Below are 11564 nucleotides of genomic sequence, written 5' to 3'. Positions count from 1 at the left end.
CCGGCGGGATCCGGCCCGTGCTCCGGCGGTGCCCCGTCAGCGGATCACCAGGGCGTGCTCCCCGGCCGGGACCAGCTCTCCGATCACGGGCGCGCCGGGGATCTCCCCGGCCACCAGCAGGCCGCCGGAGGTCTGGGCGTCGGCCAGCAGCAGCCGGGTGTGCTCGTCCGCGGAGCCGAAGTCGGTGTGCGGGACGACCCAGTCGAGGTTGCGGCGGGTGCCGCCGCTGACGTAGCCGTCGCGGACCGCCTCCCGCGCGCCGTCCAGGTAGGGGACGGCCGATGAGTCCACCACGGCGCTCACCCCCGAGGCGCGCGCCATCTTGTACAGGTGGCCCAGCAGGCCGAAGCCGGTGACGTCCGTGGCGCACCGCGCGCCCGCCGCCAGGGCCGCCCGCGCCGCCTCCCGGTTGAGGGCCGCCATGGTCTCCACCGCGTGCCCGAAGAACTCGCCGGTGGCCTTGTGCCGGTTGTTGAGCACGCCCAGGCCCAGCGGCTTGGTCAGCGACAGCGGCACCCCCGGCCGCCCGGCGTCGTTGCGCAGCAGTGCGTCCGGGTCGGCGATCCCGGTGACGGCCATGCCGTACTTGGGCTCGACGTCGTCGACGCTGTGGCCGCCGCCGACGTGGCAGCCCGCCTGCGCGGCGACCTCCAGCCCGCCGCGCAGCACCTCCCGCGCCAGTTCGAACGGCAGCTTCCCGCGCGGCCAGCCCAGCAGGTTCACCGCCACCAGGGGGCGGCCGCCCATCGCGTACACGTCCGACAGCGCGTTGGCGGCGGCGATGCGCCCCCAGTGGTAGGGGTCGTCCACCACGGGGGTGAAGAAGTCGGCGGTGGCGACGACGGCGGGGCCGCCCTCCGGCCCGGGCAGGCGCACGGCGGCCGCGTCGTCGCCGGTGTCCAGCCCGACCAGCAGCTCGCCGGCGGGCTCGGTGGTGGGCTGGATGCCCGTCAGCCCGGCCACGGCCTCCTCCAGTTCGCCGGGCGGGATCTTGCAGGCGCAGCCGCCGCCGTGGGCGTAGCGGGTCAGCCGTACGGGTGTCTCCACTGTCTCCACCGCACCTCCGTCCCGGTGGCCGTCCGTCTCGTTCCGGGTGTACATCGCGATCCCCTCTCACCGCCCCCGTGCCGGATGTCGGGGCACTGACTGCCCCTCGGTCACCGGCCGAAACGCCGCAGGAGGAGATTGACTCCCCCCGAGCGGCGGCGTTTGGATGATCCAGGTCCGGGCACGAGTGTCCCGGCGGCATGGAGGCGTAAGGGTGCCTGGTGGCCCTCCCGGTCTTCAAAACCGAGGTGCCCGAGGATCTCGGGCAGGTGGGTTCGATTCCCATCCGCCTCCGCCGGCCGCCCACCGGGCCTGCGGCCCGCCGCCGTTCAGCCGCCGCTCACCACGTCCGTACGCCCTCCCCCGGCTCCGGTTCGGCGGCCGGTCCCGGCGCCTCGCCCGGTGGTTCCTCCTCGCTCGGCCGGCGGCCCTCGACGCAGGAGCGCAGGAGTGCCGCGTGGGAGAGCGGGGTGGCCAGGTCGGCGACGTCGCCGTTGGTGGTGTGGTCGAGCAGCACCACATCCGTCTCCGCGGCCGTCTCCCGGAGCCGGGAGACCAGGTCCGCGACGCGGTTCTCCAGGACCCACCGGTAGGACGGCAGATAGATGAGGCGGCGGGCCGCCTCGTACCCCAGCAGCCGCTCCCCCGACGGGCCCGCGCGGTGCCCGAGCACCGGCCCGTACCGCCGCACCGTCCGCTTCAGCCCGCGCATCGTCGTGACGTCGAGCTTCGACAGGTCGACGTCGGTGTCGCGGAAGACCTTGAGCGCCTGCCAGACGCCCTCCACCGACCGGCCCGTCAGGCCGCCGGAGAAGGGCACCGGTATGCCGCCGTGCGGGAAGAAGGGACTCAGCCGCACCCAGGGCTCCTCCGCCCGGGAGGTCACGTCGACGATCTCCGCACCGGGAAAGGCCCTGCCCAGCGAGTCGGGCGTACGGCGGCGGCCGGCCACATGGATCGTCATCGAGGAAGCTCCCCTCTCGGCGCTACGGACCACCGAGCATCCCCCATGCCTCTGACACCGGCTCTCCGTGCCCCGTGCCGGACGCCCGCTCAGGAGCGCCCCCGGCGCCGTCAGTCCGGGACGGGGCCCGCGCCGGGAGGCGTCGCCTGCTCCGGTCCGCTGCCGAGCGCGCCCGCCCGGCGGCGCAGGACGACGGCCGCGGCCGCGGTGCTCGCCGCGAAGGCGGCCGCCATCACCCAGGGGCGGTTGAGGCGGTGGCCCAGCACATGGTCCAGGGAGTGGCGCCCGGGGCCGGTGACGCTCAGACAGGTGGCGACGAATCCCAGGAAGGCCGGGTACTCGTAGCCGCCCTCGGTGACGAAGAAGCCCGCCGGGGCGTGGACCGATACCGCCCCCGTCATGGTCCCCGCGACCGCCGCTCCCGCGGCCGGCGTGGCCAGGCCGAGTGCCAGCAGCACACCGCCGCCGGCCTCGGCCAGCCCGGCGGCGAGCGCGCTCGTCCTGCCGGGCGTGAAACCCATGTACTCCATGGCCTCCCGGGTGCCCTCCGGGCCGTGTCCGCCGAACCAGCCGAAGAGCTTCTGGGCGCCGTGCGCGAACAGGACGCCGCCCGTGCCCGCTCTGAGGACGAGCAGTCCCAGGTCGCCGCGGTCGATCGGGGGCATGGGCATGAGGATCACCTCTCCGGGGGTCGGTCGCCCTCCCCAGCCTCACCGCTCCCCCGCGCTCCCACCACTTCCCGGGCCCGTTCGGGGCAGCCGCGGCCGGTGTCAGAGCACGGCGCGCCACAGGGCGACGACGGCGGCGGCCACCGCCGCGACCACCGAGGCGGCCAGGACCAGAAGCAGGAGCAGGAGCACCCCCGCCAGGACGCCCGCGAGCGCACGAGTGGCACGGCTGCGCTCCGCATGGGCCGAACGGGCGCGTTCCACGCGCCCGCCGCGCCCCTCACGCCGTGCGGGCCGGCCGCGGTCGGCGTGCTCGTCGCACACGGCGACGGCCAGGGCCGCGAGGTAGCGCAGCCGCTCCGGAGGGAGCGGCTCGACCAGTTCCGGGCCCAGTTGCCGTTCGACGGCCTCCACACGCGGGTCCCCGTCGTTGATGAGTCCGCGCGCACGCGTACCGGTCCTCGCGGTCCTCGCGCCGGTCGCGTCGCCGGACCGGTCACCGGACCGGTCGCCGGACCGGTCGCCGGAGTGGTGGTCGGACCGGTCGCCGGAGTGGTGGTCGGACATCGGCAAGCCCCCTTCTCGCACTGATGCTTCGCGCAGGGAGCGTAGTGGGCCGGTGCGGCCGACGGGACGGCGCGTCAGCCCTCCGGTGCGTCGGCCGCCCGCCCGGACGGCCGCTCGCAGCGCCGTCGGGTGTTGTCCAGGCGGACCGTCAGACCGCGTGCGTCCAGGTGCTCCAGCAGGGGGATCACGACCCGGCGCGTGGTGTCCAGGGCGCGGCGCGCCTCGCTGGTGGTGAAGGGCTGCTCCAGCCGGGCCAGCAGCGAGGCGGCCCGGCCGTCGGCGCCGGGCAGCAGCACGATCCCGTCGCCGATCCGGAGCAGTTCGCCCGCGGCCGCGGCCGCGGCGACCGTGTTCGGGTCGAGGCCGAGTTCCGCCAGCCGGTGCGCCTCCGGGGCACGGAAGGGCGCGGTGCGCAGCTCCGCACGTACGGTGTCCACCGCTTTGCGCACCCGCGGCGGCAACTGGGGTCGTGCGGCGCTGCCGTAGACCCGGCCGTCGCGGTGTTCCAGGGGCGGCCGGGGAGCGGCGTCCACCAGAGCCCGTACGAGGGCGCGTTCGGGCAGGCCGAGGGCGCGGCGGGCGGCCTCGGCGGGCAGCCCCGGGTCCATCGGGTGCCGGGCGGCGTGCTCCTCCACGGCCCGCGCCAGCGCGCGCCGCAGCCCGGCCCAGTGGCCGGGATCGGCGAGCCAGTCCCCGGCGACGGGCTCGTACGGAGGCCGCACCCCCATCGCCAGCAGTTCGGCGCCCCGCACCAGCCCCCGGCGCCGCACCTGGGCCGCGCCGTCGGGCACGCCGTCGGGCACGCCGGCCGACGTCTCCAGCTCACGGGCCCTGGCCCGTCCCGCGCCACGCCGCTTCAGCCGGGGCGGACGGACGTCGAGCACCGTGATCCCGGCGGGAATCCGGTGCCGCCCGGGGTCCCGCAGCAGCGCCACGTCGCCCACCCGCAGCGGCAGCGGGCGCTCAAGGGTCAGACGGGCGGTGTCCGCCCCCAGCGGCCGTACGGTGACGGGGACGGCGGCGGAGCCGGCGTGCAGCACCAGATGCCGGGGCAGGTCGGCCGCCGGGTCGCCGTGCAGCCGTACGTCCAGCAGGCCGGTGACGAGCCAGCGGCCGGGGGTGAGCAGGGCGTCGCCGCGCCGCAGCGCCTCGGCTCCGGCACCGTGCACGTTGACCGCGACGCGGGCGACCGCGCCCACCTCGTCACGGTCCTCCTTGAGGGACTGCACTCCGCGTACGCGGACCACCGACCGGTCGCCGGAGGCGAGGGCGAGGTGGTCGCCGGTGCGGATCGTGCCCGCGGCGAGGGTGCCGGTCACCACGGTGCCGCGGCCGCGCACGGTGAAGGAGCGGTCCGCCCACAGCCGTACGTCGGCGGCCCGGTCGGGTTCGGGCAGCGCGGCGGTCAGCCGGGCCAGGGCGGCGCGCAGCTCCTCCAGTCCTTCGCCGGTGACGGCGCTGACGGGCACGGCCTCGACCTTCCCCAGTGAGGTCTCGGCGATCCTGGTGAGCGCGTCGTCGCGGACCGGGCCGGGGTCGGCGAGATCGGCGCGGGTGACGGCGAGTACGCCGTGCCGCACCCGCAGGGCGTCCAGGACGGCGAGGTGCTCCTCGGACTGCGGCTGCCAGCCCTGATCGGCGGCGACGGCGATCAGGACGGCCGGTACGGGCCCGACTCCGGCCAGCATGTTGCCGACCAGCCTCTCGTGGCCGGGCACGTCGACGAAGGCGATCCGTCCGGCGCCGGGCAGGGACGTCCACACGAAGCCCAGGTCGAGGGTGAGGCCGCGGCGGCGCTCCTCCTCCCAGCGGTCGGGTTCCATGCCGGTCAGCGCACGGACGAGGGTCGACTTGCCGTGGTCGACGTGGCCGGCGGTGGCGATGACGTGCACGTCCGCGCTCACTCCTCCCCCCGGCCGTTCGCGGCGGCCTTGGCCGCCCGCCGCACCGCCTCCGCCACGTCCGCGTCCCGCTCCGGCGGGACGGTGCGCAGGTCGATCAGGCACCGTCCGCCCTCCACCCGTCCCAGGACGGCGGGTTCGCCCAGCCGCAGGGGCCCGGCGTACTCCTCGGGCAGCGACACCGCCGCGCTGGGCAGGGTGACGCCGGGCGCCCCTCCCCCGCCGACGGCTGCCTCACTGTCCGCGGCGCGGGCGTCGACGTCCGCGCCGCGCAGTTCGGCGGCGAGGCGCTCGGCGCGTGCCCGCAGGCCGCCGGGGTCGGCGTGGAGCATGGTGCGGACGGGGGCGGCGGGGCCGCGCACCGTGGCCTCCAGGGCCGCCAGTGTCAGCTTGTCCACGCGCAGCGCGCGGGCCAGCGGATGGCGGGCCAGGCGCCGCACCAGGCCGGCCCGGCCCAGGAGCAGGCCGCACTGCGGGCCGCCGAGCAGTTTGTCACCGCTGGCGGTGACCAGGGACGCGCCCGCGCGCAGCCAGCCGGAGGCGTCCGGCTCGTCCGGCAGCACCGGTTCGGGGCGCAGCAGCCCGGAGCCGATGTCGGCGACGACGGGGACGCCGGGAGGGCAGATCCGGGCCAGTTCGGCCACGGAGGCCGAGCGGGTGAAGCCGGTGATGCGGAAGTTGGAGGGGTGGACCTTCAGCACGAAGCCGGTGCCGGGTCCGATGGCGGCCGCGTAGTCCTCGGCCGAGGTCCGGTTGGTGGTGCCGACCTCGCGCAGCCGGGCGCCGGTGGACACCAGCAGGTCGGGCAGGCGGAAGCCGTCACCGATCTCGACCATCTCGCCCCGGCTGACGACGATCTCCTTCCCCGCCGCGAGCGCGGTCGCGGCCAGGACGAGGGCGGCCGCGCCGTTGCCCACCACATGGGCGGCCTCGGCGTGCGGCACCGCCCCGCACAGGGCGTCCAGGGCGGAGGCCCCTCGCCGGGAGCGGGCGCCGGTGGTCAGGTCGAGTTCCACGTCGGTGGGACCGCAGGCGGCGTCCACCGCCTCCCGGGCGGCCCGCGACAGGGGGGCCCGGCCCAGGTTGGTGTGGAGCAGTACACCGGTGGCGTTGACCACCGGCCGCAGTCCCCCGGCCGTCGGGGGCAGCGCCCCGGCCGCGGCGTCGGCGACGGACTCCGGGGGGATCTCGCCGGCCCGGGCGCGTTCCAGGGCGCGGACCGCCTCGGACTTCACCAGGGCGCGGCCCAGGCGCCGGGCGGCCTCGGCCAGCCGGGGATCGGCGAGCACCGCGTCCGTACGGGGGAGCCGGCGCCGCACGTCGGCCGCAGGCTTCCTCGCCGCCTGCGCATCCGCCGTCTGTACGTCCGCCGTCGCGGTGTCGCGGTCCATCCGGTGGCCTCCTGGTGGGACGCGGTACGGGTAGGGGCCCGGCCGTCCGCCGCCGGTCCGGTGCCGTCCGGCGCGGCCGCGGACGGGTGACGGCGGCTGCCGGCGTGGCGCGGGGCGTCGGCCAGGATAGGCGCGCGGTGGCCCGGCACCGTGGTGCCGCACCGCCGTGCGCCGCGTTCCGGCACGTGCCCGCACCTGGTCCGGTCAGTCCTCGTCTCCCCGCCCGCCCGCCTCCTTCCGGGCCACCCGACCGCCATTGGCCGTGGCCGGTGCCGCCCGGGCCTTCTAGGCTGCCGATCATGAGGATTCGTATCGTCGACGCCTTCACCGACCGGCCCTTCGCGGGCAACCCCGCCGCCGTCGTCCTCCTGGACTCCGGGCCGTTCCCCGGCGACGACCGGCTCCAGAGACTCGCCGCCGAGGTCAACCTCTCCGAGACCGCCTACGCCCGCCCGCTGCCCGACAGCTCCGAGGCCGACTGGGCGCTGCGCTGGTTCACGCCCGTCACCGAGGTCAACCTCTGCGGCCACGCCACGCTCGCCACCGCCCATGTACTGCGCTCCACCGGCGCGGCCGCCGGCACCATCCGGTTCGCCACCCGCAGCGGCATCCTCACCGCCGAGGCGGCCGCCGACGGCTCGATCACCCTGGACTTCCCCACCGCCCCGCTCACCGAACTCCCCGTGGGCGAGGATGTCCGCGCGGCCCTGGGCGCCGATGTGCTCTCCGTCCACGACACCGGTCCCAACATCGGCGACCTGCTGGTCGAACTGGCCGACGAGAAGACCGTACGCACCCTGACCCCCGATCTCGCCGCCGTGGCGCGGCTGGGTCACCGGGGTGTCATCGTCACCGCCCGGGCCTCGGGCGACGGCGGGGGGCAGGGTGCGTACGACTACGTGTCGCGCTTCTTCGGCCCGGCCGTCGGCATCGACGAGGACCCGGTCACCGGCAGCGCCCACACCGCGCTCGCGCCCCTGTGGTCGGGCCGACTGGGCCGGGAGTCCCTCACCGGTCTCCAGGTTTCGGCCCGCACCGGCCTGGTGCGCACCACGGTGCGCGGCGACCGCACCCTGCTGACGGGCGACGCCGTGACCGTCATCGACGGGGAGCTGCTCGCCGGGCCGTGAGCCGGTGCGTCCGCCTCCCCACCACCGAACGGGGGCGGGCCGGGCGGGCCGTCAGCCCGTGGGCAGCCAGCCCACCCGGCCCGCCAGCAGCGCGTATCCGACGAACGCCACGATGTCGATCAGGGCGTGCGCGGCGACCAGCGGCCCGACCCGCCCCCAGCGCCGGTACAGCCACACGAAGATCACACCCATCACCACGTTGCCGACGAAACCGCCGATCCCCTGGTAGAGGTGGTACGTACCGCGCAGCAGCGAACTGGCCGCCAGCGCCGACGCCGGGCTCCAGCCCAGCTGGTCGAGCCTGCGCAGCAGGTAGCCGACGACGATGACCTCCTCCACCACGGAGTTCTGGACCGCCGAGGCGATCAGCACCGGGATCTTCCACCACACCTGAGGCAGTGACTCGGGTACCACCGTGAGGTTGAAACCGCTCGCCCGCGCGCCCAGGTAGAGCAGCAGACCACTGCCCCCGATCCCCGCCGCGACCACCGCTCCCCGGCCCAGGTCGGACCAGGGGCGGCGCAGGTCGAAGCCGATCCCGCCCAGCCCCGGCCCGCCTGCGGCGCCGCCGGCCGGCCTGTCCGGTCCCTCACGTGTCAGAAGATGGGCCACGAGCAGGACCGGGACCAGGGCGGTGGCGATGCCGAACAGCTGCCAGGCCAGGTCCAGCCAGGGCCGGTCGGGGGCGTAGGAGCCGTTGAGCCGGGCCGCCTGGTCCTTCAGCCCGCCGGGCCTGGTCAGCGACCCGGCGAAGCTGATGAGCGCCGACACGGCGCTCGCGCCCAGCGACAGCGCCAGCACGAGCAGCGTCTCACGGCCCAGCACCCGCCGTACCGGTGCACCGACTCCGCTTCCCGGTCCGTGTTCCTCGTCGCGCACGCCCGCTCGCACTCGTGCCTCCCGCTTCGCCGTTCGTCCGTCCCGGACATGGAACGACACAGCTTGCCCCACCGCTCCCGTCCTCCGGCGGCGGGCCCGGGAAAGGCCGGGAGAGGCGGAGCCCGAGGCCCTGGATGCACGGGCTCCGGGTGCGCGGGATCCGAAGGCGCGGCCCGCAGGCCGCTCCGGGTCCGCCGGGGTCTTACGGGCCGGCCGGCCAGCCGTGCACCGGCTCCCCGGTGCGCACCAGTTCGCAGTAGCGCCGCACCGTCGCCGCCAGCGCCTTCTCCCGGTCCAGTCCGCCCTCCAGGGCCCGGTGGTAGGAGTCGGCCTGCCAGGAGGCCCCGTTGACCCGGCGGCGGCAGCGCTCCTCGATGACCGACAGATAGCGGTCCCGGTCACCGGGCTCGATGCCCCAGATGTCCAGGCCCCGGGCGGCCATCGGCAGCAGCTCCTCCAGCACCAGCCGGTCCACGGGTACGGCCGACAGCTCCCCGCCGCGGCCGGGGCGGGGCCACCACAGCCTGGCGTCCATGCCGTGACGGCAGGCGGCGTCGAAGTTCTCGGCGGCGGCGGAGAACGGCATCCGGTTCCACACCGGGCGCGGGTCGTCGGCCAGCGCCCGCACCAGGCCGTAGTAGAGGGCGGTGTTGGCCAGCACGTCGGTGACGGTGGGGCCGGCGGGCAGCACCCGGTTCTCCACCCGCAGATGCGGCACTCCGTCGGCGACGCCGTACACGGGCCGGTTCCAGCGGTAGACGGTGCCGTTGAGCAGTGTCATCTCGGCCAGCGAGGGGACGCCGCCGGCCTCCAGCACCTCCAGCGGTTCCTCGTCCTCGCGGACGGGCAGCAGCGGCGGGAAGTAGCGGCTGTTCTCCTCGAACAGCTCGTACGCCGAGGAGATCCACCGCTCGCCGAACCAGGTCCGCGGCCGCACCCCCTGGGCGATCAGCTCCGGCTGCCTGGTGTCGGTGGCCTGGAGGAAGAGGGGGGGACGGGACTCCCGCCACAGTTCGCGGCCGAAGAGGAAGGGCGAGTTGGCGCCCACCGCGACCTGGACGGCCGAGACGGCCTGGGCGGCGTTCCACACATCGGCGAAGCGGCCGGGGGTGACCTGCAGATGGAGCTGTACGGAGGTGCAGGCGGCCTCCGGGGCGATGGAGGACGAGGCGTACCTCAGGTGTTCCACACCCTCGATGTCCAGGACGACCTCCTCGCCCCGGGCGGTCATGATCTGTTCGTTCAGCAGGGTGTAGCGGTCCGCGGCGGTGAGGTTCGCCGAAACCAGGTCGTCTCCCGTGAGGGTCGGAAGAATACCGATCATCACAATGCGTGCGTCGACCTCGGCGGCTTTGCGGTCGGCATAGGCCAGACCGGTGCGCAACTCCTCGGCGAGCTGGTCCAGCACCCGCCCGGACAGCCGGTGCGGAAGGATATTCACCTCAAGATTGAACTGCCCCAATTCCGTCTGGAAATCCCGGCTCGCTATGCGTTCCAGCACCTGGGCGTTCATCATCCGCGGCATCCCCTGGGCGTCCGCGAGGTTCAGCTCGATCTCCAGCCCCATGAGATCGCGGGGGCGGTCGAAGCGCTGCTCGTCCAGCAGCCGCCGCAGCCCCTGGAGACACCGCTGGAGCTTGTCCCGGTAACGCCGGCGGTCGGACAGGGCAAACCCGCCGGCCTCGACCTTCTCGCCCATCGAAGCGTCCCTCCTCGAATGAACCGTGACCGGATGATGCCCCGCGGATGCGGGAGATAACGCCCCGTGCGACAGTGAGGGTCCGGTAAGCTGGACTCAGGCTTTCGCGGGGCACATTCCCATGTCATACGTCAGGCATACGCCACTACTCTCAGCTCGCCGACGTCCACCCGCTGACATCGGACCTGTGCCCCTGGTCCGCAGGGAATAGCGAAGAGATACGGACGACCGCATGGTCAGCCACTTTCCAGGTCAGCGGTCGGACATCCGAGAAGTAGCAGATGGAACACCGCCGGAGAATGTCCGGATGCCCCCTTGCCGGTAACATGTGGGACAGCTAGCCGAAACATCTGCTGAACAACCTTCGTATAAACTCCACGAAAGCGGCGGAGACGCGACCCGACGATGGGCGCGCATCCGCCGTCCCCCTCCTTCCCGGTTCCTTCCCGGCCTTCCTCACGGCCCTTCCATACGCCGACAGCGCCGTCCGCGCCAGCAGCTGAGCACCACCGTGTCTCCGATCGAGAGGCGACCCACCATGCCCCTGCGTGTCCAATTGGCCCCGGCACCCGCTCTGCGCAGTGTGCACGCGGCCCTCGGTTCCCCCGCCGGCCTCCGCGGCGACGCCGCCCCTCCCGGCCTCCGGGCCCGGACGGGCCCGGTGCATCCGGACCTCTCCCTGCCGCTCCACGTACTGAACGGGATCACCGCCTCGGCGGGGCCGCCCCGCACCAGGCTGGCGGGCTGGCGCTTCCTGCTGCGGGACGCGCACGGCGTGGTGGGCGCCGCCGACACGATGCTCACCGCGGACGGCTGGACGTTCTCGCACTTCTGCGAGGGACCGTTCGTCGCCTCGGCCGAGACCGCCCTGCGCCGCGCCGAGACACTGCCGGCGGCGTACCAGCCGCGTCTGCTGTCGGTACCGGAGCTCTACATGCTGACGCTGTGGCTGCACGGTGACACGGAGGCCGACGCCGCCGGCGGTTCACCCGCCCCGGCGGATCTGCTGGTGCCGCTCGCTCCGGCCCCGCCCGGGATCGCGGCGCACCGGCCGCACCGCGTGGACGGCCTGCTGCCGCTGCTGACCCGGCGGCTGGCGCCCCCGCCCCTGCTGGGCACGCCCGCCTGACCGGCGGCGGCACGGCCCGGCGACGGGCCCGGAAGCGACAGTGGTGCCCCGCGGCCGGCCGGCCGCGGGGCACCACTGTCGCTTCCGCCCTCCTGAATGACTAGTCATCCACGGCTCCGATATCACCCGAACGGATGGTTCTGGCCCGGGCGACCGCCCTCAGGAAGGACACGTCGTCAGAACGTTGGG

The 11564-nt window shown here is 74.9% G+C and carries 10 protein-coding genes and 1 tRNA gene; 3 read left to right on the top strand and 8 right to left on the bottom strand.

Annotation, left to right across the window (positions count from 1 at the left end):
• Nucleotides 1-36 precede the first annotated feature (36 nt).
• Entirely contained in the window at nt 37-1101 is a 1065-nt protein-coding gene (selD, locus tag BM237_RS06650; RefSeq protein WP_093848602.1) for a selenide, water dikinase SelD, read from the bottom strand.
• A gap of 148 nt (nt 1102-1249) precedes the next feature.
• Here selD and BM237_RS06645 point away from each other — a divergent pair.
• Nucleotides 1250-1342, top strand: a tRNA-Sec gene (locus tag BM237_RS06645).
• Nucleotides 1343-1387: 45 nt separating this feature from the next.
• Here the strand turns inward: BM237_RS06645 and BM237_RS06640 are convergent.
• The 5 genes from BM237_RS06640 to selA all read right to left on the bottom strand — a co-directional run bounded on the left by BM237_RS06640 (nt 1388) and on the right by selA (nt 6538).
• Complete coding sequence (locus BM237_RS06640; protein ID WP_217655807.1) at nt 1388-2011, bottom strand: DUF6939 family protein; 624 nt, start codon at nt 2009-2011, stop codon at nt 1388-1390.
• A 110-nt stretch (nt 2012-2121) separates the two neighbouring features.
• The gene (locus BM237_RS06635; RefSeq protein WP_093848885.1) at nt 2122-2676 is read right to left on the bottom strand and encodes a DoxX family protein; all 555 of its coding nucleotides are present in this window, start codon (nt 2674-2676) and stop codon (nt 2122-2124) included.
• Nucleotides 2677-2781: 105 nt separating this feature from the next.
• Nucleotides 2782-3246 (bottom strand): hypothetical protein, encoded by a 465-nt coding sequence (locus BM237_RS06630; RefSeq protein ID WP_093848601.1) that lies wholly within the window; start codon nt 3244-3246, stop codon nt 2782-2784.
• 74 nt (nt 3247-3320) lie between these two features.
• A complete protein-coding gene (locus BM237_RS06625) occupies nt 3321-5138 on the bottom strand; it encodes a selenocysteine-specific translation elongation factor (RefSeq protein ID WP_093848884.1) in 1818 nt (605 codons plus the stop codon).
• Nucleotides 5139-5146: 8 nt separating this feature from the next.
• Nucleotides 5147-6538 carry an L-seryl-tRNA(Sec) selenium transferase gene (gene selA, locus BM237_RS06620; protein WP_093848600.1) on the bottom strand — a complete coding sequence of 464 codons (1392 nt, stop codon included), beginning with the start codon at nt 6536-6538 and terminating at the stop codon, nt 5147-5149.
• Nucleotides 6539-6837: 299 nt separating this feature from the next.
• On the opposite strand from selA, the gene BM237_RS06615 reads away from it, so the two are divergent.
• Nucleotides 6838-7668 (top strand): PhzF family phenazine biosynthesis protein, encoded by an 831-nt coding sequence (locus BM237_RS06615; RefSeq protein ID WP_093848599.1) that lies wholly within the window; start codon nt 6838-6840, stop codon nt 7666-7668.
• A 51-nt stretch (nt 7669-7719) separates the two neighbouring features.
• Here the strand turns inward: BM237_RS06615 and BM237_RS06610 are convergent, their stop codons facing one another.
• Together BM237_RS06610 and BM237_RS06605 are read right to left on the bottom strand one after the other, a co-directional pair.
• Nucleotides 7720-8559, bottom strand: coding sequence for a CPBP family intramembrane glutamic endopeptidase (locus tag BM237_RS06610; RefSeq protein WP_412721459.1), 840 nt, complete (start codon nt 8557-8559; stop codon nt 7720-7722).
• 190 nt (nt 8560-8749) lie between these two features.
• Nucleotides 8750-10246, bottom strand: coding sequence for a glutamate-cysteine ligase family protein (locus BM237_RS06605; RefSeq protein WP_093848598.1), 1497 nt, complete (start codon nt 10244-10246; stop codon nt 8750-8752).
• Between the two features lie 538 nt (nt 10247-10784).
• Between BM237_RS06605 and BM237_RS06600 the strand changes: the two genes are divergently transcribed.
• Nucleotides 10785-11375 carry a hypothetical protein gene (locus tag BM237_RS06600; RefSeq protein ID WP_093848597.1) on the top strand — a complete coding sequence of 197 codons (591 nt, stop codon included), beginning with the start codon at nt 10785-10787 and terminating at the stop codon, nt 11373-11375.
• The last annotated feature ends 189 nt before the right edge of the window (nt 11376-11564 follow it).

This window comes from Streptomyces mangrovi, from assembly GCF_900114215.1.
GTDB lineage: Bacteria > Actinomycetota > Actinomycetes > Streptomycetales > Streptomycetaceae > Streptomyces > Streptomyces barkulensis.
Note: the sequence above shows the minus strand (reverse complement) of the source record. Positions and strands in the feature narration are given on the sequence as shown.